The sequence below is a fragment of the Paenibacillus sp. PL2-23 genome (genome assembly GCF_040834005.1).
In the GTDB taxonomy this organism is placed as follows: Bacteria; Bacillota; Bacilli; order Paenibacillales; family Paenibacillaceae; genus Pristimantibacillus.
In genome coordinates, this window is sequence record NZ_CP162129.1 from 692,778 (window position 1) to 719,176 (window position 26,399).

A 26,399-nucleotide genomic window follows, 5' to 3' on the forward strand; every position below is an offset into this window, starting at 1 on the left:
GCTCAACTCTGGAAGGCATCGATACAGGATTTCTTATGGCAGCAGCGGGAAAGAGGGCTTCGTCAGCGGACAGTTCGGAATTGGGATAATCTCGGGATCAAGCTGCTCCAGCTTGTGAATGAAGTAGCAGGTTTCGGGTAGATGATGCTCCAGAAAGCGCAATGTTGCCCGGGATAGAACGCTGGTATTTTCGTACATGGCAATGATCCTTTCGACCAATCGGTAGAAGTCGGCCGTCACTGCGGACGTATCCCGGGCCATCTGGAGCTGGGCGTGAAAGCCGGGAGGCGTGAAGCGCAAATAGCCTTTGAACGCCTCATTCTTCAGCATAAGGGACTGAAATGCCTTGGCGAATTCCGAGGTCCGTGTCGTCAAGCCGGTTTCTATAGGGTCCAGCACGTTGCCGAGCAAGACGGCATGGCCAAGCTGATCCTCCAGCCACAGATCAAGCAACTCATACAGGGATTGCATAGGGGGCTGCTGCCCTTGCACATAATAGCCGAGCATACGCAGATATTCCTGATTTTCGTTCAATGTGCCGTTCAGGTAGGTAGGCGTTAGATTCAGGTTCACTTCATTCTGTATGCGAAGTCGCTGCATGTGCCCCTCGAATTGATAATAGCCCGATGCCACAGGGTAAATCTCCCCCGCAATCCTGATCATCTCTGGCGATGATGGGGGCAGCTCGGGGTTCAGCCCACTGACATTGATCCGGAGGGCGTGAAGGGCGTCGATGTACCATTGCGCGTTCTGTACCCATTGCGCCTCCGTTGGAGACAGATAATCCCTCATGAAGTGTGCGTGATCGTCGATGATTTCCAGCCAGAACGCATGCTCCTGATAAGGAGTGAACGTGGCTAGGGGCGGTTCCGTAGACATAGCAAAGCCTCCTACACTTAGGTGTTCTTGTCTTCCTAAGTGTATGAGGCTGCGTGCTTATCTATGATCCGCGTATTGGTTCGCTTTGGTCGCCGCTCGAATGGCGGCCCGTTCCTCGGCAGTCAACGGAGCCGCCTTGGAGGCGGACACATTCTGCCGCAGCTGCTCGATATTGCTGGCGCCTGGAATGGCTGTGCTAACCCCAGGCTCACTCAGTGCGTAGCGGATTGCAGTCTGGGCCAAGGTCCGCTCGCCGCTGACCAGCTCGGCAAGCCTGCGGCGCGTCTCTGGGAGCTCCAGAGGCGAATAGTCCAGGTATTGGCGATTCGCTTTGCCGGCGCCTGCTTCCGTCAGGATGCCGCCTGCAAGCGGACCTCGTGCGATAAGCCCGATCCCGCGCTCGGCAAGCAGCGGCAGCGTCTCCTCCTCGGGACGCCTGTCCAGCATGCTGTATTGGCTCATCACGCTGACGATGCTGGAGCGCTTGGCATATTCCCGAATCACATTGGGGCGAATGGAGGAAATCCCGTAATGACGGATAAGGCCATCTCGCTTCAATTCCTCGAACGCCTCGATCGTCTCCTCCATGGGATCGTCGATTGTGCCGCCGTGCAGCTGGTACAGGTCGATATAGTCCGTTCCAAGCCGGCGCAGACTCTCCCGAACCGCAGCATGGATATAAGCTTTGGACGGGTCCCACGTCCAGCCTTCCTTGCCGGGCACTCTCCGATTGCCAACCTTGGTCGCGATGACCACGTCAGCGCGGCGGCCGCGAACGGCCAAGCCCACAAGCTCCTCATTTCTACCCCCGTCATATAGATCGGCGGTGTCGAGTAAGGTAATGCCGCACTCCAGCGCCTCATGAATAATGGCGACGGCCTCCGTCTCCTCTGTTCCCAACGACATGCAGCCAAGACCGATTTCACTGACGGTCAGATCGGAGCTGCCCAATCGGTTTTGCTTCATTGCGATGTTGCACCTCCCCTTCATCACTTAAGCTTCCACTATTATTGTGAAGTGACGATGTGAGATTGTAAAGTCGGGATGACCGGATTCATCGGTTTACGGGTGATTCTCGACTTGTGCGCGAAGGCGATGGATCGTATGCCGGAAACGAATGAAGAACAGCACGTTTACGATAAGCACGAATATATAAAACACGGCGGAATACCACAGCTTCCACGATTTGTAGGTGTAGAGCTGGAAATATTCCTCGCCAATCCACTCCAGCAGGACAAGAACGGCTGTGCAGATTGGAATAAACAGCCGCCGACGGGGCTGCAGGGACGCGTACACATGCATCATGATCAGGAGGGTGAAGGGGTAGACGACATTTTGCAGGAGGAGGTCCATGAGCTCCCCGCTGTCATGATCCACTGTATTGTAGAAATCGTAAGGCTTCATAGCGAGAAAATAATCTCCAATCGTAGCGTACAGCAGGTTGAATAGCAGTATCGCCACTATTTCCGTCTGAAGCAGCGCGGGCTTTCTTCGATGGACATAGAAGAACACCGCAAGCACAATAAGTGTGCTCGCGATGGTGAAATATTCGTTCCCGTCGAAGGGCGCCGGAAGCATAGGCTTCATCAGCTCATGCCATTGCTCTAGCAGGCTGTTCATCATCGCATGAGTCCCTCCTTCAGTAGAATGCGGCGCAGCCAATCAGTGAAGGACAGCATGAGAATGACGACGAGCATATAAGCCGTCATATCCAGGGATGGGTACCAGCTCGCAGCTTGTGATTCCAGCACGCCTGCCATTAGCAGCGCCTTCTCGCAGAGCACAACGAACAGCACCCAGCCAAAGGCGCAGTTTAGCTTATGGACTAGACTGGCTCTGGAGCGAAAGCATGCCATCACCCACATGAGCGTAATGGCGAGAACAACGCCATATTGCAGCCGGACTGTCCAGAACGGGAAGTGCTGCTCGACCACAGACAGTCTCTCATAGGGGGAGGACAAGGTGTAGAAGACGGTCTGGCATAGGTAGGAGGCAAACATGACAGCCAGCAGCAGCTCGATGGACGTGAACCAGGCCTTCAGCCGCTTGAGAGTGAAGAGCAGCAAGACCGACAAGCATAAGAGAAAGAAAAACGTAACCGTTGGAAGCATGTTAGGAACCTCATGGCCATAGGATAATAAACAATATTCCCGGTGACGGGGCAGCATAAACCATAGATGATTTGGTTGGAGTTTGAAATGAGGCGGTATAGGGTAATCTATGTCAAGATTATCGAACTTGCTGAAGAAGGAGAGTGAATGCCATGAAAGGCAAACAGCGCGTAAAGCTGCCGGAGGAAGTGTATCACGAAGGCTTGGTGACGGAGCGGGACATCGATCCGGAGTTTGGACTGTTTACGGAGGAAGAAGAATTCGGGGCGGTGGCTGACTCCCGGCAACGGTCGAGGTTCCGCATGTGGGATGACATAGGCGACTAGCCTGAACGATAGCATGATCGCATGAATAAGCTTGAACCAAATTGCGGCGCGCCAAGGGAATGAGCATTCTCTGGCGCGCCGTTGTTGTGACTATCTATCTCGCTTGATTAGCTGATCGCGGTTAGGCCCAACCGATATGTATGAAATGGCCGTACCTATAGATGCTTCAATGAATGCAATATATTGTTGTGCCGCCTTTGGCAGCTCCTCGAACGTTCGAGCTCCGGAAATGTCGCAGCGCCAGCCTTGTAAGCACTGCAGTACGGGCTTAGCCTCTTCCAGCATCGAGCCGACTGGAAATTGCTCGGTGACGGTTCCATTCGCCAATTCGTATCCAACACACACGGGAATGTCGTCCAAATAACCCAGCACATCGAGATTAGTAAGCGCAACCGAGTTTGCGCCTTGCACCATGCAGCCGTAACGTGTTGCGACAGCATCAAACCAGCCCACTCGGCGAGGTCGTCCAGTTGTGGCTCCATATTCCCCGGAGGAGCCGCCTCGTCGGCGAAGCTCCTCTGCTTCCGAGCCGTCCAGCTCGCTCACGAAGGGCCCTGCGCCAACGCAGCTGGAATACGCTTTGGTCACTGCTATTATGTCTGTAATGGCGTAAGGCGGTACACCTGCCCCAACGGAAGCGAACCCAGCAAGTGTAGAGGAAGAGGTTGAATAAGGGTATATGCCGTGATCCGGGTCGCGTAATGCGCCAAGCTGGCCTTCAAGTAATACGCGCTCCCCTCTTGAGCATGCACCATGCAGCATAGAGGTGGTGTCGCATACGTAAGTTCGCAGCATTTCCGCCTGCGCTAGAAGATCAGGCAGCAGCGCCTCCGGCTGTATCGTCTCTCGTCCGTATAGATGAGCAAGTAAGATGTTTTTGATTTCGAGCGACTGTGTCACACGTTTCAGCAGCTGCTTCTCATCGTATAGATCGGCTACCTGTACGCCAATCTTGGCGTATTTGTCTGAGTAGAAAGGTGCTATACCTTTTTTGGTGGAGCCGAATCCACGGGAGCCTAGCCGCTCCTCCTCCAGCTCGTCGAATAGACGGTGAATCGGCAGTACAACTTGTGCCCGTTCGGACACTGAGATCAGGGGAGTTGGCACGCCATTCTTCTTCAGGTACGCTAGTTCTGTCAAGAAAGCTTCGATGTCTAGTGCAGTCCCAGGACCAATGACGTTCATCACTTTGGGATTGAAAACGCCCGAGGGAAGCATATGAAGCGCAAATTTCCCGAAATGGTTCATAATCGTATGCCCTGCGTTGCTGCCTCCTTGATACCTGACTACATAACGAGCATCTGACGCAAGCACATCCGTCATTTTGCCTTTGCCTTCATCTCCCCAATTCGCCCCTACAATTGCCGTAACTGTCATTCTTTCGCCTCCCGGACTTGTTTTCCACTTCACGGCTAATTATAATGTGAGGCACAGACATTAGAAAAATTAATATAACTAATACATCACATAAATAGGGGTAATGTTGAGGTGGATAATAATACGGAATGGTATCGTGTGTTTTATTGGACTGCAAAGCTTGGAAGCTTGACCAAAGCAGCTGAACGTCTTCATATTACGCAGCCGGCCGTCAGCCACACGCTCAAGCAGTTGGAAGCGAGCTTTGAGGGTCCGTTGTTCTTCCGATCGACGAGAGGCGTGTCATTAACGACGGAGGGAGAGGCGCTGTATCGGTTTGTAGAGCAGGCTTTCCGTATGCTGGAGCTGGGAGAGAAGACGATAGCGGAGATGAGGAGCTTACGTTACGGGGAGATCAGCATAGGAGCTAGCGATACATTGTGCAAGCACTTCCTGCTGCCTAAGCTGGAGAGATTCCATAGTGAATACCCCGATATCCGCATTCGCGTAACAAATCGGACGACTCCTGAGACGATTGCATTGCTCAAGGAAGGGGTAATCGATTTTGGGATTGTCAATCTGCCCATCGAAGATGAGAAGCTCGAGCTCTTGGCATGTGCCGTCTTGCAGGAATGTTTGGTTGGCGGAGCCCAATATGCAGAGCTGGCGGAGAATCCGTTCCACCTGGAGCAACTTCGACAATACCCCATGCTGCTTCTTGAACAGGGCAGCAGCACTCGGCGATTTCTGGATGACTTCGCCACGGCGAATGATATAGAGCTCCAGCCAGATTTCGAGCTTGGCAGCATCGATCTCCTCGTTGAGTTTGCGGCAAGAGGCTTCGGTCTGATGTTTGTGGCGAGAAGCTACATCGAGAAGGAGTTGGCATCTGGTCAGCTGGTAGAGCTTCCGCTTGTTCCCTACCCCCCAGCCCGGCATGTCGGGATTGCAACGCTAAGAGGCGTGCCGTTATCAGCTGCCTCCAAGCAATTTCTAAATGACTGGGAGAAAACGTCGAGCTAGACTGCTCTTGATTCATGAGAGTATCCCTGCAGCCGTGTAGGTTGTCTAAATTTTCATGGAGCAGCTTCCTAGTGGCAGCTGCTCCATGGTGAGAATGGCAGGCTATTCAGGCACGTTGATCTGGAACAAGATGCCGAACTTGTCCTTCACCATACCATAAAGCGGGCTCCAGTCCGTCTTCTGTTGAGGCATGACGACATTTCCGCCGTCCTCCAGAGCGGCGAAGATTTCGCGTGCGCGAGTCTGGTCTTGAGCTTGGATTGATATAGAAATCGTATCGCCTGGCTGATGCGGCATGCCTGGCATAGTGTCTGAGAACATGAGATCCGAAGAGCCAACCTTCAGATGGGCGTGCATGACCCGATCCTTCACCTCGTCGGCGAGTGGGTAATTCGGATCCGCAGGCATTTCACCAAATGTCATGATACTGATGATTTCGGCGCCCAGCGCCTTCTCATAGAAGTACACAGCTTCTTTTGTCGTACCGTCAAGAGTCACATACGGGTTCAATTGGATGGACATTACTCACAGCCCCTTTGGCAAAATTTGTTTAACCTCAATCAGTATACACCAGTCAGGGAAGAAATAACAGACATTTTACGAACAAATGATCTTATTTATTTATTAAGATTTTTAAGGGACTTACTTGCTCCAAACGGGGCTCTCAGCACAAATCGACTTTAAATAGAGGTTGGCCCTCTTTGTCGAGAAAGTGGACACTTCAAGTTTTCAACAATATCGCCCAGGATACTCCCGTCTTCTATAAGCGGGGGAGGAATGGGCGTTCGGCGTTAGCCGGAATGATATCTGGTGTGTTCTTGTTCCCCCTACTATGCTAAAATTAGTATAGTGAGGAGGCGAACGTATGATCGTTACCGTGACGGCGAAAATCAAAATCAAACCGTCAGAAAGTCAAATGATGGCCCTGCAACAAACGATGATCGCTTATCGTCAAGGCTGTAATTTTGTCTCTGCCCTTGTGTTTGAGACGAGCGAGCGCCGGCAGTCTGCCCTGCACCGAATGACGTATCGAACCCTGCGCAGCACGATGGGCCTGCGCTCTCAAATGGCGCAGTCGGTATTGAAAACGGTACGGGCTAAATACAAGACCATCTTGAGCAGCGGACATGCTTGGACACGCATACAATTTAAGAAGCCGGAATACGATCTCGTCTGGAGACGGGATTACTCGCTAAGCGCAAAGCTATTCTCCGTCAATACGCTGCAAGGCCGCATTAAGATTCCCTTCGAAGCCAAAGGAATGGAGACCTATTTCGACGGCACATGGACATTCGGTACAGCCAAGCTGGTATGCAAAAAACAGAAGTGGTTTTTGCATATTCCAGTGTCTAAGGAAATGGCCTCTCCTGAGCTTAAGGAGATTGAACACATTGCAGGGATTGATCTGGGCATCAACTTTGTAGCTACGGTGTATGACACCGAGGGGAGAACGCTGTTTTTTCGGGGAAGGGGACTGAAACACAAACGAGCAAACTACCAACGATTGCGTTCCGAGCTGCAACGCAAACAAACGGCTTCGTCCCGCCGCAGGCTGAAGCAAATCGGAGAACGAGAAAACCGTTGGATGACCGATGTGAACCATCAGGTCAGTAAGGCACTCGTTACCCGATATGGGGCGAATACGCTGTTTGTGCTGGAGGATTTGACAGGGATCCGCCGCAGGGCGGAAAAGGCAAAGCTGAAGTATCGGTATGTGACGGTATCGTGGGCGTTCTATCAGCTGCGTCAGATGGTGACGTATAAGGCGAAGCTTGCAGGATCGATGGTGTTAGCCGTGGATCCGAAGCACACTTCGCAGGCGTGTCCCCTATGCCGCCACACGGCCAAAGAAAACCGGGATAAACGCAGGCATCGCTTTCGTTGCCAGGCATGCGGATATGCAAGCAATGATGACCGGATCGGCGCCATGAATCTCTGTTTGAAGGGAAAAGAGTACCTTCTTGAAGGTGCAGGCTTAGCATGACTAGGCTTGCAGGGCAGCTGTCAATCTGCCCATTGGTAGGCGAAGGCTTACTCGAGGATGTAACACCACGTTCTTCGGAACGCCAAAAGATCGGAGTCGCAAGACGTTCGTACGATCGGGTCGTTACAAGCTCCCACTTCAAACGTTAGTTAAGTGGGGGTCATTGACGTAGGTAGAAATGTGATTGAACTGCAAAACCTGCAGTTAATTTGGAGCATCATGACCGTTTCAAGGGGATTACCTGCAAAGCCTACACTTAAAAGTAGTCGAAGAGTTGATTTTCCTCCAAACCATGCATATTAGATGTACTTTCTGCAGTTCGTGTTGGTCACAAGAGGATTATTGAGAAAATAACTGTACGTTCTGCATGTAGAGCATGGGGGAGTAGTGGGGAGATTGTATTGGATGTGGTGAGAGGACTCTGCTTCAGTTAGTCTAACAGGGAGAAGCCGCCGCATGGAGCACATATAAGTGTTTCAGACACGCTTAATCCCCCGCACCCAGCACTAATAGACGTTTCTGGCACGTCTAAACGCGCTCAACGAGGCCCAACAGGACAAATAGACGTTTCTGGCACGTCTAAACGCACCCAACGAGGTTCTACAGCACAAATAGACGTTTCTGGCACGTCTAAACGCTCCCAACGAGGCTCTACAGGACAAATAGACGTTTCTGGCACGTCTAATCGCGCCCAACGAGGCTCTACAGCACAAATAGACGTTTCTGGCACGTCTAATCGCGCCCCGCTCAGCTGCCGAACATTAGCAGTCGTGTGCTTCTGGCACGCGGGCTGATCGCGTGATACACTGGGGGACAATGGTTCAGACGGAAGGGAATGTGGAGCATGGAGGGGACGTGTTATACGGTTGCGCTGTCGGTCAGGCATTTGGTGGAATACGTCTTTTCCAGCGGCAGCATCGATTACCGGCTGCAGGCGATGGACGCCATGCACGAAGGAACGAAAGCGCATCTGCGGCTGCAAGGCGAGTATGGAGAGGGCGACCGGAAGGAAGTGTACCTGAAGGCCGAAATCCCGTGCGGGGAGCTGCTGTTCATCGTAGATGGCCGGGCAGACGGCGTGCTGGCGACAGAGCCGCTTCCCACGATTGACGAGATCAAGTCGACGGGGGGCGAGCTAGAGCGTGTTCGCGAAGCGGAGGGTTACCCTGTGCACTGGGCTCAGGCATGGTTCTACGCGTATATGTACGCCCGAGACACCGGTACGCCAGTCATGCGCATCCAGCTCTCTTATGTGAACACGACTACGGGAGAGACGGCGCGCTTCGACCGGGAGGCCAGCTTCGAGGAGCTGGAGCGGGACGTTTGGGATATGCTGGAGCGGTATGCGCCGTTTGCTAGGCTGCGACGAGACCATGAGCTGCGGCGCGACGCGAGCATTGAAGCGCTGCCGTTCCCCTTCGAGTCATATCGAGCGGGACAGAGGAAGCTGGCGGGAGCGGTCTACAAGTCTGTGGAGGAAGGCGTCTCCTTGTTCGCGAGGGCGCCCACGGGCATAGGGAAGACGGTCTCGACGACCTATCCCGCAATCAAGGCGATTGGGCGAGGCCTGCTGCAGCGGGTATATTATTTGACCGCGCGCACAACCACGAGGGCTGCAGCCGAGGACGTCCTTCAGCTTATGGCGGCCAAGGGACTGCAGCTGCACGCTGTCACCCTGACCGCAAAGGAGAAAATATGCTTCCAGGAGGAGACGCGCTGCGAGAAGGAGCATTGTCCGTTCGCAGACGGCTATTACGATCGCATCAACGGAGCGATGCTGGACATTCTGGCGAACGAGACGCTCATGACTCGTCCCGTCATCGAGCAGTACGCAAGGAAGCATGAGGTATGCCCGTTTGAGTTTTCCCTGGATCTCGCTTATGCGGCGGATGTTGTCATCTGCGATTATAATTATGTCTTCGATCCGCGCATTTCGTTCAAGCGGCTGCTGGGGGAGGCGAAGAAGCGGACAGCCATTCTGGTTGACGAGGCGCATAATCTGCCGGACCGCGCCCGGGAGATGTTCTCCGGCGAGCTGTCCAAAGCGCCGTTCCTCGGTATGCAGCGGGCGTTCAAGGGGCGGCACCAGCCAGCGTTCGAAGCGGCCAAGGCTGTCAATGATTATTGGATTGCCACACGCAAGCGACTCGCGGGCGGCAAGCCTGCGATCAGCGAGAAGGATCGTCCGGACGAGCTGATTGCCCTCGTGGAGCGCTTCTCTGAGGTGGTTCAGCCGCTGCTTGAGACGGAGGGCGGCGAGCTGCTGGAGCTGTACTTTCTCGTGCAGCGGTTTCTTCGAGCTGCCAAGCTGTATGACGAGCGGTTCACTACATTGATCGAGACCTCTCGGAATGACGTCAGCCTGAAGCTCTTCTGTCTCGATCCATCGGAGCTGGTCGCAGCTACGGTGAAGGGATACCGGTCGATCGTCTATTTCTCCGCCACGCTGGCCCCGCTCGGCTACTACATGGACATGCTGGGGGGCGGAGAGGGGGATTATACGCTTTCGCTGCCGTCTCCGTTCTCCAGAGAGGGGTTGACGGTGGCTGTACATCCCATCTCGACGCGCTATCAGGATCGTGAGGCCTCGTACAAGCCGATAGCAGAGGTCATTCGCCGCACGGTGGCTGCCAAGCGGGGCAATTATATGGTATTTTTCCCCTCTTATGCTTATATGAACGCGGTGTATGAGGTGTATACGCACCTTCTGGAGGAAGACGAGGAGCGTCCGCATACCCTTCTTCAGGGGAGCGGGATGTCCGAGGAGGAGCGACACGAGTTCCTGGACAGGTTCCGTCCAGACGGGGACCGTTCACTGGTTGGGTTTGCCGTCATGGGCGGCATCTTCTCCGAGGGCGTTGACCTTCCGGGCGACCGCTTGATCGGCGTTATCGTGATAGGCGTAGGCATGCCGCAGCTGGGGCTGGAGCGAGATACGCTCAGGAGCTACTACAGCTCGCTGGGCAAAAACGGCTTCACCTACGCTTATGTCATTCCCGGCATGAACAAGGTGCTTCAGGCCGGGGGACGCCTGATTCGATCGGAAACGGACAGAGGGACGCTGGTTCTTATCGACGACCGATATGAGGAGAGCGGCTATCGCCAGCTGCTGCCGGAGGAATGGCGCCCTTAGAGCTAATGGAATTGTCCTCGACTGCCGTTAATAGATAGATAAGGTATTCTCAAAAGAGAGCCAAGTGTGAACCATGAAGGAGCATATTCCATGATGAAGAAGCCGCTTAGTCTGACCAGTCTGTTGGCTGGTCTTGTTGTCCTGTCGCTTGGGCTTTCCACGCTGTTTCAGCTATTCTTCTCCTACCGATCGCAGCAGCAGTCATTGACGGAGACGACACTGCTGCTGAATTACGCCAACGCGGATAAGGTCAGCCACTCCATCGACAGCCTGTTCGTGTCTATGCGAAGCAGCTTGAGAGTTACCGCCAATTATCTGTCCCAACACGAGGAGCTGACGGATCAGGGCATTCAGCAGCAGCTCGAGCTTATTCGGTCGACGAATTTGTATTTCAATTCCTTGTCCTGGGTGGACGAAACGGGACTGATTCGCAATATCGCCCCCATTACGGTCGGGCTGAAGGGTGTTCAGCTTATGGCGGGCGAGACGACTCGTGCACTAGAGGCACAGAAACCCTATTTGTCTGTTCCATATGTGGCGCAGACGGGACGTCTTATCGTTCTGATGAGCGAGCCCATGTATGATCAACAAGGCATCTACAGGGGCATTATCGCCGGCACGATCTATTTGCAGGAAAGCAATGTGGTGAACAAAATATTAGGCTACAACAAAATCGATTCCACGGGCTCGTATTATTATGTGGTTGGTCCCAAGGGGTATTTACTGTTCCATCCGGAGGAAGCGCGGATCGGCGAGAACGTCAGCGTGAATCCGTTCGTGCAGCAGCTTATGCAGGGCCGCGAGGGCTACGGCGAAGTGACCAACTCTAAAGGGACTGAGATGCTGGCGGCCTACTCCTTCATGGAGGAGACGGGCTGGGGCGTCGTCATGCAGACGCCTGTGGCGCATGTGGACGAGCAGCTTGGCGCGAATGCGCGTATGAATCTGCTCTATATACTTCCCGCGATTATGGTGCTGCTGGCGCTGGCGCTTTATATGGCCCGGAGGCTGTCCATGCCGTTTGTTCTGCTGTCCGATCTGATGGACAATCTGATTAGCGGCAAGGATGTTACGCGGCCGGACAAGCGGATTCGCTTCTTCCGGGAGGCCGCCATTCTGTCGGACACGGTGGAGATTGCAATCGACACCGTGAAGGAGAAGAACAACAAGCTGATGCAGGAGGCAACGATCGATAAGCTGACGGGTCTGCAGAATCGGCGGGCGCTGGATGAGGCGGTCTCCACATTAAGCCGGTCGAATGTGCCGTTTTCGCTTATTCTGGCGGATATTGATTTCTTCAAGTCCGTTAATGATACATACGGCCATTCCCGAGGCGATGATGTCCTGTCCTTCCTCGCAGGGCTGCTGAAGGGCGAGACCGGGGACAGGGGCTCGTGCTTCCGCTACGGCGGAGAGGAGTTTGTTGTGCTGCTGCCTGACGCTCAGGCCGATGGTGAGGCGTACCAGCTCGCCGAGCGTATCCGGGCCAAGGTCATGCATACAATCAGCCCAATCGGCAGGCCTGTCACCTTGTCGCTGGGTATAGCTGAATACCCGCGGGACGCGGCTTCGGTCGAGGACCTGCTGGAGCGCTCCGACCATGCGCTATACCGATCCAAGGCGGGCGGAAGGAACCGCACGACCGTGGCGGGGAAAGCGGATGGCTGGTCTGGTAAAGAATAATTTAAACCTAACTTTCGGATTGACACCGTCTTGTACACGGTGATAAAGTGACAAAGTAGATTTCAAGATATTGCTAACCAAGCAGGAAGAAAGGGGATTGCGCACATGCGGATTTTTGGCGATAACAGGTTGAACCATTGTGGCGACAGCCGCAGCGTCGTAATCCTATTCAGCGTCTTCCAGCTGTGACAGCGAGTTTATTCGCGAATCAGAGGCGCAGGGTTACGTGTCGTAATCATGCGCCTTTATTGTGCCTGGCGAAGGTATCTCTTCGAGCTCTGCGAGAGGGGAGAATGGCCCGGTCTGATGAAGCGTGTCGTTACGGCGGCATGCTTTTTTGTTTGCCTTTTTTGGGAATGATAAGCAATGCCCTGCTACAAAAAGAGGCCCTCACGAAGGGCTGCGGAAGGTGTGGGTGAGACCATGTTCGGAGTTTTGAAAAAGTTAGGATGGTTTTTCCGCAAGGAATGGAAGCGGTACACGATTGCGATTACGTTGCTTGTGCTGACTGGCATCATTGATATTATTCCTCCTTGGCTGCTGGGCTATCTGGTCGACGGCATTAGCCAAAATCTGCTGGGCACATCGGAATTCAATCGTATGATGTATGTGTGGATCGGCCTGACAGTGGTCGGCTATCTGATTACGTACGTCTGGCATTACAAGCTGTTCGGCGGCGCGTTTGTGCTGGAGCGGCTGCTCCGGTCGAGCATGATGGGACATTTTCTGAGGATGACGCCAACCTTCTACGAGCGCAACCGGACGGGCGATCTGATGGCGCGCTCGACAAACGATCTTGGGGCGGTCGCCACAACGGCAGGCTTCGGTATTCTGACGCTGGTCGACTCGACGCTGTTCATGATTACGATTCTTATTGTTATGGCGGCGACAATCAGCCTGAAGCTGACCGTCGCGGCGCTGCTGCCGCTGCCCATAATGGCGCTGGCGATGTCCTTTTACGGGAAGAAGATTCATGAACGGTTCATGGACGCGCAGGACGCCTTCGGCGAGATGAACGATCAGGTGCTGGAGTCGGTGGCCGGCGTTCGAGTGATTCGGGCGTTCGTGCAGGAGGAGGCGAGCGAGTCCAGATTCCAGGCCAAGACGGATGAGGTGCTGGGCAAAAATATCGCCGTGGCCAAGATCGACGCGTTATTCGAGCCCACGATGAAAATTCTTGTCGGCTGCAGCTACCTCATCGGTCTCTGCTACGGCGGCTACCTTGTGTTTCGCAGCGAAATTACGCTGGGCGAGCTGGTATCCTTTAATATTTTCCTCGGCATGCTGATCTGGCCTATGTTCGCGATCGGCGAGCTGATCAACATTATGCAGCGCGGCAACGCTTCGCTTGACCGTGTGAATGAGACGCTTGGCTACAAGCAGGATGTGAAGGAGGCTGAAGCGCCTGCGGTTGTGGGCGAGCCGACGCTGATCGAGTTCGACAAGGTGACGTTCAAGTACCCTTCGTCGAAGGTGAACAACCTGGAGAACGTTACATTCAAGCTGCATCAAGGCGGTACGCTCGGCATCGTCGGGCGCACGGGCAGCGGCAAGACGACCTTGCTGAAGCAGCTGCTGCGTGAGTATCCGCTCGGCAAGGGCAGCATTCGTATATCCGGCGTGCCGCTGGGCGAGCTGAAGCTGGACCAGGTGCTGGGCTGGATTGGGTATGTGCCGCAGCAGCCGATTCTGTTCTCGAAGACGATCCGCGAGAACATCTTCTTTGGACGATCCGATGCGGACGAAGCGGATCTGCAGCGGGCGCTTGAGCGGGCATCGTTCGCCAAGGATATCGCGTACCTGCCCGACGGCCTCGATACGCTCGTTGGCGAGAAGGGCGTGGCGCTGTCGGGCGGCCAGAAGCAGCGGGTGAGCATCGCTCGCGCATTGATTGCGGATCCGGACATTCTGATGCTGGACGATGCGTTGTCTGCTGTGGACGCGAAGACGGAGGCGGAGATTATCGACGGCATCCGCACGGAGCGGGCGGGCAAGACGACGCTGATTACGACGCACAGGCTGTCAGCGGTGCAGCATGCGGATTGGATTATCGTGATGGACGAAGGACGAATTGTGGAAGAGGGCACGCATGAACGGCTGCTGGCAAGAGGCGGCTGGTACAAGGAGCAATACGACCGCCAGCAATTGGAAGCGGCGATCGAGACTGAATAGATAGGAGGCGCGAAGAACAATGGGCACAACAGGCAAACGATTGTTTGGGTACGCCATGCTGTACAAGAAGCCGATAGCAGTAGCGCTGCTGCTGCTGGTGCTGGCGGTGTGCGCGGAGCTGACAGGACCGCTCATCGCCAAACGTATGATTGACCAGAATATACTGGGCATTGAGAAGAGATGGCATGAGGTTAGCGGAGAGCAGCCCTACGCCGTGGCTTACAATGGCAAGTGGTACAAACGAGAGGACCGCTTCGAGGCGGAGCAAGTACCAGGAGAGCGCGCATCGGCGCGGGTTCTCCAGGTAGAGCGGAGCTACTACTTCCTCTCCGGCGATCTGCAATGGGAAGGCGGCAAACGCACGGTGAACGGCGGCGCCATGACCGTGACGGACGAGACAACGGGACAAAGCGCCGTATATCCCGTGACGAAGCTGACGAAGGAGGAGCTGTTCGTCTTCTACAAGCCGGAGATTCCAGGCTTGCTGAAGCTGGCGGCGCTGTACTTCGGCCTGCTCCTGCTTGTCGCGGTGTTCGCTTACGGCCAGCGCCTTATGCTGCAGACGTCCGCGAACAAGATTGTGCGCAAGATGCGGAACGATGTCTATGCCCATACGCAGCGGCTGCCGGTGAATTATTACGACAACCTGGCCGCGGGGCAGGTCGTCTCCCGCATTACCAACGACACGGAGGCGATTCGGGAGCTGTATGTGGGCGTGTTGGCGAACTTTTTTACAGGGACAATCTATATGGGGGCCATCTTCGGCGCATTGTTCCTGCTGGACACGAGACTGGCGCTTATTACGCTGCCGCTTGTTCCGATCCTGATTGTATGGATTATCGTGTACCGGAGGTTCGCGGCCAAGTACAACCGCATCATTCGGGCGAAGCTGAGCGAGATTAATGCCATGATTAACGAATCCATTCAGGGCATGACGATCATCCAGGCGTTCCGCCGTCAGAGGGAGACGACGAAGGAATTTGCGGAGATGAACGATTATTATTTCAAATACCAGAACAAGCTGCTCAGCCTCAACTCCATTACGTCGCATAACCTTGTTAACGTCGTACGGAATGTGCTGTTCCTGATTGTCGTATGGATGTTCTGGGGCGGTTCTCTTGGTGCGATCGTGACGGTCGGGGTGCTGTACGCCTATATCGATTACATGAACCGGATGTTCGCGCCGATCGTCGGCATCGTGAATCAGCTGTCCAATCTGGAGACGGCGCGCGTCTCTGCGGAGCGAGTGTTCAAGCTGATGGACGAGGAGGGCATCGAGGTAGCGAAGGGACGCATGGAGCGATACAAGGGCAATGTTTCCTTCGAGGACGTATCGTTCGCTTACAAAAAGGACGAATATGTGCTGAAGAACATCACCTTCCACGCTCGCCAAGGCCAGACGGTAGCGCTGGTGGGTCATACCGGCTCCGGCAAAAGCTCCATTCTGAACCTGCTGTTCCGGTTCTACGATCTCGCTGAAGGCAAGGGACGAATTGTCGTGGACGGCACGGACGTGCGCGACATGCCGAAGCAGCTGCTCCGCCAGCATATGGGCATCGTGCTGCAGGATCCTTTCCTGTTCACGGGCACGATTGCTTCCAACGTCAGTCTCGACGACCCGTCCATCTCGCGCGAGAAGGTCGTGCAGGCGCTGAAGGATGTCGGCGCTTACGACATGTTCATGCAGCTGCCGGGCGGCATCGACGCGCCGGTCATCGAGAAGGGCGCGACGCTGTCCGCCGGCCAGCGGCAGCTGATCTCGTTCGCGAGAGCGTTGGCTTATGATCCCGCGATTCTTATTCTGGACGAGGCAACGGCGAGCATCGACACCGAGACGGAGGCGATCATTCAGGCGGCGCTGGACGTGCTGAAGAAGGGGCGCACGACGTTCGTCATCGCGCACCGGCTGTCGACGATCCGCCAGGCGGATCAAATTCTGGTGCTGGACCGCGGCGTGATCGTGGAGCGGGGCAGCCATGACGAGCTTATGGAGCATGGCGGCAAATATTATGCGATGTACCAGCTTCAGCAGGGCGCGGCGCAGCCGGCTTAACGGATATGTCATGCAGAAGGAGCAGGCCCGGGGCCTGCTCCTTCTGTATGCTCAAAGTAATTAACATGCGACAAGGGAGTGTTGGCACGTCTATTTCGTCCAACCCGCCCACCCCAGCACAAATAGACGTATGAGGCACGTCTATTTCGTTCAAACCGTCCACCCCAGCACAAATTGACGTATGAGGCACGTCTATTTCGTCCAACCTGCCCACCCCAGCGCAAATAGACGTATGAGGCACGTCTATTTCGTCCAAACCGTCTACCCCAGCACAAATAGACGTATGAGGCACGACTATTTCGTCCAAACCGTCCACCCCAGCGCAAATAGACGTATGTAGCACGTCTATTTTGTCCAACCCGCCCGCCTCAGCATGAATAGACGTTTCCGTTACAATGTTGAATAGCCGATTAGGTTCGGCTGAAGGCTAACCGCCGTTAGAAGCCCCGCAAAGACGATGTTGATGACAAGCGCGAAGGTTTTGGCCGTTGACATCGTCAGGCGGTGTTCTTAACCACAATAGAATTTATAAGTTTTCGAGCATTCGAAAACGGAAATTCGATTTGGCGATAAATCCTACATCTAAACGCGGTCGCTCATCTTTGTAAGGCCTCGATAGAGGATTTGTCATAATGGATTGTAATAGATTGAAAAAAATGGTGCTTTATCGTTATTTTATGGGATGATATGATAGGCACGAGCATCCGCAACCTGACTCGAAAAGAATAAGGGATGGTGACTATGAATATCTTGAAAATATTAAGAGTAGCGGGATTTACCGGTGGAATGATATTCGGGCTTAAGCCGGTTATCAACGGAGTATTGGAGTACGAGGATATCATTTTTCCATTAGGTATGTTACTTTCATTATTAGCTCACATTCTTTATAAGAAACAACCATTGCTTCATAAAAGCAAACAAAAGCTTGAGAAGCCCTGAATGTCAGGACTTCTTTTCAAGTCTCGCGCCTAACCGGGCTGGGTACATTGGGCCTGTGAAGGTCCGCTTGAGGTAAGAGCCAATCGCTGACAGGCAACTGGTGGAGAACGCGGATTTCCCGGACTTCAATAATCGCGCGCAAGCAGCAAGCCCCGATCCCCTTCGTTGCTGAGGGAGACTCGGGGCTTGCTGCTTGCTGCGTATGAATGCGCTCTGCGTGCTTAGCAGGCAACGCGATTAGGTCTTGAAACGGCCCACTGCTTCGTTCAGGCTGGCAGCAAGCGAGCGAAGCTGCTCGGAGCCGCTGGCCACCTCCTGCATGGATGCAAGCTGCTCCTCCGACGCGGCGGCGACGCGCTGGGCGTTGCCTGCGGAGGTGCTGGAGATATGCTCCAGCTGATCCAGCGACGCTGCAACCTGCTCGCTGCCTGCAGACATCTGCTGCGCGGCAGCGGATACCTCCTGCACTTGATCGGATACCTGCTTAATCGCATTTACGATGGCGCGGAACGTATCGCCTGCTTGGCTTGATACGGCGGAGCCTTGGCGCGCGGCAGTTACGGACTGCTCCATGGCGCTGGCGGCTTCCTTGGTATGCGTGCCGATTGTGCCAAGAATGGCGGCAATCTGCTCCGACGATTCCTTGGAGCGTTCGGCCAGCTTGCGGATCTCGACGGCAACTACCGCGAAGCCCTTGCCATGCTCGCCTGCGCGAGCCGCTTCAATGGAGGCGTTCAGCGCAAGCAGATTGGTCTGGTTCGCAACCTCGCTGATCATGCCCAGAATTTGTCCGATTTGATCGCTTTGGCTTTCCAGCTCGCGCATAGTGAGTACCGTCTGTGAAATCTGCTCTTCGATTTCCGCCATTTGGCGTTGTGTCTGCTCGATAACGACGCCGCCCTCTGTGGCAAGCTCGTTCGTGCCGGCCGCCAATTCGGATACGGAGGAGGAGGATTCCGCAATTCGGCCAATGCCGACCGTCATCTCGCCCATGGCTCGCTGGCACTCCTGGAAGCTTTGCAGCTGCGTCTCGGAGCCGGATGCGACCTCTTGAATCGCCTCCGTCACTTCCTCCGTCGCTCTGGAGGTCTGCTCGGCGCTTTGCTGCATGCTGGCCGCGGATTCCGCAACCTCAGACGTGCTTCTGCGGATGTTGCTGGTCAGCTGTCGCAGGCTGGCGATCATCTCGTTGAAGGAATGGGACAGCTGCCCGATTTCGTTGCTGCCATGCACGGGCACGGCTACGGTTAGATCGCCATCTGCCGCCAGCTTGGCTACGTCCGCAAGACGGCGCAGCGGCTTGAGCACCAGCGTCACGAGAATGACGACCACAACGACCGCTGCAGCGATCAGCGCGACGGCTAGAAGAATACTGCTCTTCACCATCGCTTCAACCTCGGTCTTTAGGGAATCCACTTCAAAGTCCAGACCGAACACGCCTACGATGTTCCCTTGCGGATCTTCAATGGTTGTGAAGTAGGTAATCCAGCTTCCAATTTCGTCGGTATATATGGGGGACCAGCCTGATCCGCTCTTCAGCGCTGTCTTGAACGTCTCGGCGATCGTCTCTCCCATAGCGTATGTGGCTCCGGGACCGAACTCCACCTCTTCAAGCTCCTCATTACCCTGCAGCATCGTAATAACCTCTCCGCCGTCCGTATGTTCAATTTGCGGCAGATAGATGTAGGCATTTGCGATTCTCTCATTGCGCGCCATGGCATCAAACTTGTTGCGAAGAATAGCGAACGGCTCCGACAGGCTTGTTTGCTGATTCAGGAGCTCTTGGGTTGCGCGTTCGGTAAGCCCGAATTCGAAGTCTACCTGGTAGCCGAGCGTCTGACCGAGCGTAACAATCTCCCGTTCCAAGCTCTTGTATTGGGTTTGGTAGGACATCCACTGCGTAACGCTGATGAGTGCGGAGAGCAGCAGAGCAAGGACGATAGAGCTGGTCACGACCAGGCTGCGGTTTTTCCATTTGAACATAAACAACGAGCACCTCTCTAATTAAATGTAGGGATAAGCTGTATTGTTGATTCTAGATGACAATTATCGACAAGCATATCACGCAATCATTAGAGAAATGAGAGAAGGATGTTAGAAAAGTATCAGGGCTATGCTTGTAAGCATAGCCCTGACTCTATTTGCTCTCTGGATGAAGAAGCTCCTGGAATGCCGTCGCTGGCAGCGGACGACTGAACAAGTAGCCCTGCAGCTCGTCGCAGTTCAGGTTGCGGCAGAACTGGGCTTCCTCCACCGTCTCGACCCCCTCCGCGACAACTCTCATATTCATGCTGTGGGCCAGCTCGATAATGGCACGAACGATGGAAGAGCGCTTGTCGTCGATGGTAATGCCGCGAATGAAGGACCGATCAAGCTTCACATCGGAGATCGGCAAGCGCTGCAGCTGATTCAGCGACGAGTAGCCGGTGCCAAAGTCGTCGATGGAGATCTGAATGCCGAGCCCGCGAATATATTGGATCGTCTCGATCACCTTCTCGATGTTGCGCATGAACACGCCTTCGGTAATCTCCAGGCTGACGAATTCCGGCGCAAGTCCCGTAGCCTCTAGCCCTTCGGTAATCATAGCCTTCAGATCCCCTTGATAGAAGTGGCGCGCCGAGATGTTCACGGAGACGCTGAGGGGCTTCAGGCCTGCGTTCTGCCACTCCTTGTTCTGGCGGCAGGCCTCATGGAATACCCAGCGGTCAATCTCCATAATCATGCCGGATTGCTCCGCCAGCGGGATGAACTTGTCGGGCGGGATGAAGCCCAGCTCGGGGTGATTCCAGCGGATGAGCGCTTCGATGCCGCACAGCTCGCCCGTGGCGGAGCTGATCTTGGGCTGATATTGCAAATAAAATTGATTCTCCTGCAGCGCCTTGTACAGGCCGTTCTCCAGCTGCATCTTCTCCGCAATCAGCGGCAGCAGATTCGGTTTGTAATAGCGATAGTACCCGTCGCCTTCCTCCTTGGCGTTGTACATGGCGATGTCGGCGTTGCGGATGATAGCGTTCATATCCTCGCCGTCCTCCGGGTACATGCTGATGCCGATGCTTACCGTCATATAGAGCGGCATGCTATCGATGACGAACGGAGTGGCGAAGCTGTCGCGGATCTCTTCCGCGCAAGCGGTCAGCTCGTTGTTGTCCGAGTAGCGCAGCAGGAATACAAATTCATCGCCGCCGAGACGGAACACGCTTCGGCTTTTGCTGTTCAGCAGCTTAAAGCGCTTGGCGGACATTTGCAGCAGCTGGTCTCCCAGCGCGTGCCCCAATGTATCATTGACCTGCTTGAATCGGTTGATGTCCGTGAACAGGACAGCAATCTTGATGCTCTTGTCTGCTGCATCGCTAAGCGCAATCCACTCCTGAAAGTGGCGGTTGAATTGCAGTCGGTTCGGCAGGCCGGTCAGCGTATCGTAATAAGCAAGCTGATGCAGCTGCTCCTCCGATTGCTGAAGAAGCTGAGACTGCGCCTGTAGCCGTTCATTGTTCCGCTGGGATTCGTGGAACAGGTGGACGAGACTTGCCGCCATATGCTTGAAATTGGCGATAAGCGAATGAAACTCGGCAATGCTGCTCTCCGGCAGGGCAAACCCGTTGTTCTGCTTCAGCTTCAGAGGCAGGTTTCGGGTGGAGGCTGCCAGCCGCTGCAATCCTCTCGTGAAGGCGCGGTTAACGATCGCCGATACCAGAATCGCCACAATAGCAAAGCAGGCAAAATAAATAAAATGCGTATCATATTTGCCGAACAAATACGGGTAGAAGGCATGGACCGGGAAGGCGATTACGAAGGACCCCGAGCCGTCCGTCATCTTCTCCACATACATGAAGTGCTCCCTGTGCCATGTGTACAGCTCGTGGCGAGAAACCTCATGCACGGTGTGAGACAGGTACAGTGAGCTGTCTGTTCTCTTGTAGACGCGCTCCTCCATAGGATTTGACAGCTGGCCGATGGCGCCGTGCTGATTGGAGGCAACGATCACATGATTATTATCGACAAAGTGGAAGCTGTATGTATCCGTTGTATACCGGTCGATAACAAATTGCAGCTTGCGAAGCTGGACCTCCGTTTTCGGAGCAGTGGGCGATTCGCCTGTCGCTCCCCATTCCTTTTTGACCGTTGTGGTCGTCATATGGATCATGTCCTGTATGTATAAGGAAACTTCCCGGAATGAGCCGATACTGTTGACCAGCATATTGATCAGGAACGACAGCATGACAATGCCCAAGGCGAAATGGCGCAGGAGCAGGCTGATGCTGCCGGGCTCGCGTCTGATGCTGGACAGGCCGCACCAGCGGCTGAGCGGCACGTATTGGTAGAGCACCTCGGCGAACAGGGCGTTGAATATCGCGTTCAGCGTCAGGATACACACAATCAGCTTGCCTTCAATTCCGACGTCGGTGTAGTTCTGGCTGTATATGTAGTAAGTGAACGGAATGCCAAGGAAGACCCAGAAGATCACTGTCGAAGACAGCACCTTGCCGGTGTATCTCCGCAGCAGCAGTCCGACGACAAGCGCTTCCGTGATTCCGGTGACGATGAGGGGCGGATGGTCCATGAGAATGTAGCCTGCCAAGCCAACCGCTCCAGCCGTCATCAAGCCGCCCCACAGGCCGTATAGACGAAGGGAGAGAAGCACGAACAAGCTGGAAAGTGAGAAGCTCATGCCATATAGGAAAGGAATAGGCATCCATTTGCAAGCCACCGCCAGAAACGTACATGCGGCAAATGTAAGGGTGATTAGCCAAAGATTGCGGTTGGTCAATGTTGTTGGGCTCACATGCGTCCTCCTGATACGGGTGTGAAACAAAATTAGAAAAATTAAAATTTCGTGCAGTTTCCCTAATATTCGACAAAAACAACCATATTCCTTCTTCTAACCCCGCGTATTTACTGTGAAAAAATCATCGGTTGCGAAAGGCTGTACGGGTCTGATATAGTTCTATTATCGAATAGTTCGATAATAGAATTACTGGAGGAATGTATATGGAAGCCAGTCGGCTGATGGAATGGGTGCGCAGATACGAGATCGCCGACTTCATCGTAGAACGCAGGCTGCATGCGAAGGTGAAGGACATTATGCCAGAGGAGCTGACGGTGGAGCAGTTCAAGACGCTCCGGTATTTGCGCCATAACGAGCGATGCACGGCGTCGGAGCTGGCGGATTTTTTTTGCGTGGGCAAAAGCACGATAACGGCTGTCATTAATCGACTGTTCGACAAAGGCTTAATTAACCGCGTCCCGGAAGAGAAGGATCGCAGAGTGGTCCAATTGGTGCTGACGGCGGAGGGAATGAGCATCTGCGTTGCCATGGAGGAGCGGGTGCAGTCGGTACTGGCGGGCATTATGGATCAATTCGAGGAGAAGGAAGCCGTCCAGTTCATCGAGACGTTAGAGAAGCTGGCACAGGCTGCCATGAAGCTGTAGCTCAGGCATGCGTCAGGCAAAAGAGGATAAGAGAGAGGGAGAGAGACGATGAAGGTCATTCTGAAGCTGAAGTGGCTTGTGCTGCTTCTATGGATTGCCGGTGCAGCTGGCTTGATGCTGGGCGCCCCGGATATGGCGGAGCTGGTCCGCACCAAAGGCCAGATTGAGGTGCCGGAAGGGTATTCGTCGACAATGGCTGCCAAGCTGGAGAAGGAGATTGGCACAGCCTCCGGTGATGGCGAAGCCCAGGGCTCCGCTGAGGGCAGCGGCTCTGGCGGGTCCGGCGGCATGACGACGGTGCTGGTCTTCCATAAGGAGGAAGGCTTGTCTGACTCCGATTTAGCGCAGGTGAAGGGCGCGCTGGAGAAGCTGGGCTCGCCGGATGCGCGAAGCACGCTGGGCGTACAGTCGGTCATGACGCACTTCGATGTGCCTGAGCTGAAGGAGCAGATGGTGTCTGAGGACGGGAGCACCGTGCTGTCGCTTCTCTATGTGAAGGCAGACGGGCGCGAGCTGAAGCAGGTGAAGAGCGACTTGTACGAGGCGCTTGAGGACGTGTCCGTTGAGCACTATTATACCGGCAACTGGATCATTAATGAGGATGTTGTGCAGAGCTCCGAGGAAGGGCTTAAGAAAACGGAATTGATTACAGTCGGCTTTATTCTTGTTATTCTTTTTCTTGTATTCCGGTCTGCAGCGGCGCCGTTTGTGCCTTTATTCGCGGTGGGCTTCACATATTTGGTGTCGCAGTCGATCGTCGCTTTTCTGGTTCATTATCTTGATTTCCCCTTATCTAACTTCACGCAAATCTTTATGGTTGCCGTATTATTCGGCATCGGAACGGATTATTGCATCCTGTTGATCAGCCGCTACAAGGAGGAGCTGGCTCATCGCGGCGACAGAGCAGAGGCCATCACGCATACGTACCGAACGGCTGGCCGTACGGTGCTGTTCTCCGGCCTTGCGGTGTTCGTGGGCTTTGCCTCCATCGGCTTCTCGGAATTTGTCCTGTTCCGCTCCGCAGTAGCGGTGGCGGTGGGCATTGTGGTGCTGCTGCTGGCGTTGTTCACGCTTGTGCCCGTATTCCTCGCCCTGCTCGGCAACGCGTTGTTCTGGCCGTCCAGAGGCGGGCTGGAGCATAAGCCAAGCAGGCTGTGGGAAGCGGTTGGCAGCTTCTCGTTGAAGCGTCCGCTATGGGCGCTGGTCATTCTGCTTGTGCTGATTGTGCCGTTCCTGACCGCGTACAAGGGCTCCATATCCTTCAACTCGCTTGACGAGATTGGGGACAAATACGATTCCGTCAAGGGCTTCAACCTGATTGCGGAGGGCTTCGGTCCGGGAGAGACGCTGCCGACCAGCGTCATTGTGAAATCGGAGGAGCCGATGGATACGCCGGAGGGACTGGCGGCGCTGGAGCAGGCCAGCCGTGAGCTGTCCAAGGTCGAAGGCGTGCAGGCGGTTCGCAGCGCGACGCGTCCGACGGGCGAGGTGCTGGAGGACTTCCTCGTGGCGGATCAGGTCGTGACGCTTGATGAAGGTCTCGGCGAGAGCGGGGAAGGCCTCGGCCAGATCAGCAGCGGACTCGCTGAGGCGAGCAGCGCGCTGAACGACAACGCGCCGATGCTTGCGGAGGCGGTGGACGGCGCCCAACAGCTTGCAGCCGGCACGAATGAGCTGCGAAGCGGGCTGGCGGAGCTGGCTGCGGGACTTGGCGCGATCGAGCAGGGGCTGGTCAGCGGCACGGCGGGCGCCGAGGAGCTCCTGCAGGGGCTTGCAGATGCGCAGCAAGCGGCTGAGGAGCTGGCGGCTGGCAGTGCGGAGCTGCTGCAAGGGTATCGCGGCGTAGAGAGCGGCTTGTCCCAGCTGAGTGCCGGCTACCAGGGGATAGCTGATGAGCAGGCGAAGCTTTCACAGGGCTTGGTCGGCGTCAGGGAGGCGCTTGGCGCGGTGCAGGAGAGCTATCCCGAGCTGCAGGAGGACGCGGCGTTCCAGGAAGCGCTGGCGACGCTGTCAGGACTGCAGCAAGGAGCGGCAGCGCTTGGCGCGGGGCTGGCGGAGCTGAACCAAGGGCTTGCCGGTGCGCTCACGGGCATAGAGCAGGCGAACAGCGGCTTCGCGGAAGCGTCCGCGGGGCAAGCCGCTGTGGCTCAGGGCTTGAGCCAGCTGGCAGCGGGCTTGGGCGAGCTTAAGGATGGCATTGCGCAGGCCGCGGCTGGCCAAGGCCGAATTGTCGACCAGATGCCAGGCGTCACTCAAGGGCTGGGCGAGCTGGCGGAGGGGCAGGAGCAATTGCAGGCAGGCTTCGCCTCGCTCGGCGACCAGCTCGGTGAGCTTACAAGCGGACTGGATCAAAGCGTGGACGGCCTTAGCCAGGTAACGGACGGCCTGGCTGCCGCCGGAGGCTATCTGCAAGGGCTGGCCCAGGCGCCGGATCGAGACATGACGGGCTGGCATATTCCAGAGGAAGCCATCCAGGATGAGGGCTTCCAGGAGTCGCTGGATGTGTATATGTCGGGAGACCGCCGGACGGCGAAGCTGGACGTGATCTTCTCCAGCAATCCGTACAACGAGGCCACAATGGCGGAGGTGGAATCGCTCCAGGCTGCTGTTGGCCGCGCCTTCCAGGGCACGAAGCTGGAGGGAGCTCAGGTGGCGATCGGCGGAGTGACGAGCATGAATCATGATTTGAAGACGATATCGGACGAGGATTACGCAAGAACGGTTGTTCTGATGCTGATCGGCATTACGCTCATTCTCATTGTGCTGTTCCGTTCGCTTGTCATCCCGCTGTATGTCGTCGCCTCACTTGTCATTACCTTTTTTACATCTTTGGCGATTACGGAGGTTATCTTTGTACGTATGCTGGGCTTGTCGGGCATCAGCTGGGCGGTGCCGTTCTTCGGCTTCGTGATGCTGATCGCGCTTGGCGTGGACTACAGCATCTTCCTGATGGACCGGTTCAGGGAATATCGCCATCTAGAGCCGAAGCAGGCGATACTGGAAGCAATGAAGCATATGGGGGCTGTTATTATGTCGGCAGCCGTCATTCTTGGCGGGACGTTTGCGGCCATGCTTCCGTCTGGGGTCATGTCGCTGCTGCAGATCGCGACGGTCGTACTGTGCGGATTGTTCATGTACGCCCTAGTCATTCTGCCGCTGTTCATTCCGGTGATGGTACGGACATTTGGCGAAGCCAACTGGTGGCCGTTCATGCAGCGGGAGGCAATAGGCGGAGGCGCGCGAGCCGATGCGGCTTATACGCATAGCGCCAAGGAGCATTAAGAGCGCAGAAGAGCTGAAGCCCGAGTCG

General features: G+C 55.2%; 18 protein-coding genes. 10 read left to right on the plus strand and 8 right to left on the minus strand.

From position 1 onward, the window contains the following. Nucleotides 1–33: 33 nt before the first annotated feature. The 4 genes from AB1S56_RS02965 to AB1S56_RS02980 all read right to left on the minus strand — a co-directional run bounded on the left by AB1S56_RS02965 (nucleotide 34) and on the right by AB1S56_RS02980 (nucleotide 2,990). Nucleotides 34–879: a DUF2935 domain-containing protein gene (locus AB1S56_RS02965; RefSeq protein ID WP_340872754.1), complete on the minus strand. Its 846-nt coding sequence runs from the start codon at nucleotides 877–879 to the stop codon at nucleotides 34–36. A 57-nt stretch (nucleotides 880–936) separates the two neighbouring features. Continuing rightward, nucleotides 937–1,845 (minus strand): aldo/keto reductase, encoded by a 909-nt coding sequence (locus AB1S56_RS02970; RefSeq protein WP_340872752.1) that lies wholly within the window; start codon nucleotides 1,843–1,845, stop codon nucleotides 937–939. Between the two features lie 96 nt (nucleotides 1,846–1,941). Continuing rightward, on the minus strand, nucleotides 1,942–2,502 hold the full coding sequence (locus tag AB1S56_RS02975) for a CBO0543 family protein (RefSeq protein WP_340872751.1): 561 nt from the start codon (nucleotides 2,500–2,502) through the stop codon (nucleotides 1,942–1,944). Then, the gene (locus AB1S56_RS02980) at nucleotides 2,499–2,990 is read right to left on the minus strand and encodes a hypothetical protein (RefSeq protein ID WP_340872750.1); all 492 of its coding nucleotides are present in this window, start codon (nucleotides 2,988–2,990) and stop codon (nucleotides 2,499–2,501) included. The genes AB1S56_RS02975 and AB1S56_RS02980 overlap by 4 nt, the downstream gene beginning before the upstream one ends. 152 nt (nucleotides 2,991–3,142) lie before the next feature. On the opposite strand from AB1S56_RS02980, the gene AB1S56_RS02985 reads away from it, so the two are divergent. Continuing rightward, a complete protein-coding gene (locus AB1S56_RS02985) occupies nucleotides 3,143–3,316 on the plus strand; it encodes a hypothetical protein (RefSeq protein ID WP_340872748.1) in 174 nt (57 codons plus the stop codon). A gap of 90 nt (nucleotides 3,317–3,406) precedes the next feature. On the opposite strand, the gene AB1S56_RS02990 is transcribed toward AB1S56_RS02985, so the two are convergent. Continuing rightward, nucleotides 3,407–4,693, minus strand: coding sequence for an adenylosuccinate synthase (locus AB1S56_RS02990; protein WP_340872747.1), 1,287 nt, complete (start codon nucleotides 4,691–4,693; stop codon nucleotides 3,407–3,409). Nucleotides 4,694–4,804: 111 nt separating this feature from the next. On the opposite strand from AB1S56_RS02990, the gene AB1S56_RS02995 reads away from it, so the two are divergent. Further along, the gene (locus AB1S56_RS02995) at nucleotides 4,805–5,695 is read left to right on the plus strand and encodes a LysR family transcriptional regulator (RefSeq protein WP_340872746.1); all 891 of its coding nucleotides are present in this window, start codon (nucleotides 4,805–4,807) and stop codon (nucleotides 5,693–5,695) included. 102 nt (nucleotides 5,696–5,797) lie between these two features. Here the strand turns inward: AB1S56_RS02995 and AB1S56_RS03000 are convergent, their stop codons facing one another. Then, nucleotides 5,798–6,217: a VOC family protein gene (locus AB1S56_RS03000; protein WP_340872744.1), complete on the minus strand. Its 420-nt coding sequence runs from the start codon at nucleotides 6,215–6,217 to the stop codon at nucleotides 5,798–5,800. 343 nt (nucleotides 6,218–6,560) lie between these two features. Between AB1S56_RS03000 and AB1S56_RS03005 the strand changes: the two genes are divergently transcribed. From AB1S56_RS03005 to AB1S56_RS03030, 6 genes are all read left to right on the plus strand, one after another. Beyond that, nucleotides 6,561–7,679: an RNA-guided endonuclease InsQ/TnpB family protein gene (locus AB1S56_RS03005; protein ID WP_367903423.1), complete on the plus strand. Its 1,119-nt coding sequence runs from the start codon at nucleotides 6,561–6,563 to the stop codon at nucleotides 7,677–7,679. Nucleotides 7,680–8,523: 844 nt separating this feature from the next. After that, on the plus strand, nucleotides 8,524–10,812 hold the full coding sequence (locus AB1S56_RS03010) for an ATP-dependent DNA helicase (protein ID WP_340871279.1): 2,289 nt from the start codon (nucleotides 8,524–8,526) through the stop codon (nucleotides 10,810–10,812). A 90-nt stretch (nucleotides 10,813–10,902) separates the two neighbouring features. After that, nucleotides 10,903–12,495, plus strand: a complete 1,593-nt coding sequence (locus AB1S56_RS03015; protein ID WP_340871280.1) for a sensor domain-containing diguanylate cyclase — start codon at nucleotides 10,903–10,905, stop codon at nucleotides 12,493–12,495. A gap of 423 nt (nucleotides 12,496–12,918) precedes the next feature. Beyond that, nucleotides 12,919–14,667 (plus strand): ABC transporter transmembrane domain-containing protein, encoded by a 1,749-nt coding sequence (locus AB1S56_RS03020; RefSeq protein ID WP_340871281.1) that lies wholly within the window; start codon nucleotides 12,919–12,921, stop codon nucleotides 14,665–14,667. A gap of 19 nt (nucleotides 14,668–14,686) precedes the next feature. Beyond that, a complete protein-coding gene (locus AB1S56_RS03025) occupies nucleotides 14,687–16,720 on the plus strand; it encodes an ABC transporter ATP-binding protein (protein ID WP_340871282.1) in 2,034 nt (677 codons plus the stop codon). A 741-nt stretch (nucleotides 16,721–17,461) separates the two neighbouring features. Next, nucleotides 17,462–17,659: a hypothetical protein gene (locus tag AB1S56_RS03030; protein WP_340871284.1), complete on the plus strand. Its 198-nt coding sequence runs from the start codon at nucleotides 17,462–17,464 to the stop codon at nucleotides 17,657–17,659. A 237-nt stretch (nucleotides 17,660–17,896) separates the two neighbouring features. On the opposite strand, the gene AB1S56_RS03035 is transcribed toward AB1S56_RS03030, so the two are convergent. Continuing rightward, nucleotides 17,897–19,642, minus strand: coding sequence for a methyl-accepting chemotaxis protein (locus AB1S56_RS03035; RefSeq protein ID WP_340871286.1), 1,746 nt, complete (start codon nucleotides 19,640–19,642; stop codon nucleotides 17,897–17,899). Between the two features lie 154 nt (nucleotides 19,643–19,796). Beyond that, entirely contained in the window at nucleotides 19,797–22,442 is a 2,646-nt protein-coding gene (locus AB1S56_RS03040) for an EAL domain-containing protein (RefSeq protein ID WP_340871287.1), read from the minus strand. A 206-nt stretch (nucleotides 22,443–22,648) separates the two neighbouring features. On the opposite strand from AB1S56_RS03040, the gene AB1S56_RS03045 reads away from it, so the two are divergent. Both AB1S56_RS03045 and AB1S56_RS03050 read left to right on the plus strand, forming a co-directional pair. Next, nucleotides 22,649–23,089, plus strand: coding sequence for a MarR family transcriptional regulator (locus AB1S56_RS03045; protein ID WP_340871288.1), 441 nt, complete (start codon nucleotides 22,649–22,651; stop codon nucleotides 23,087–23,089). Nucleotides 23,090–23,137: 48 nt separating this feature from the next. Next, entirely contained in the window at nucleotides 23,138–26,371 is a 3,234-nt protein-coding gene (locus AB1S56_RS03050; RefSeq protein WP_340871289.1) for an MMPL family transporter, read from the plus strand. Nucleotides 26,372–26,399: the final 28 nt, after the last annotated feature.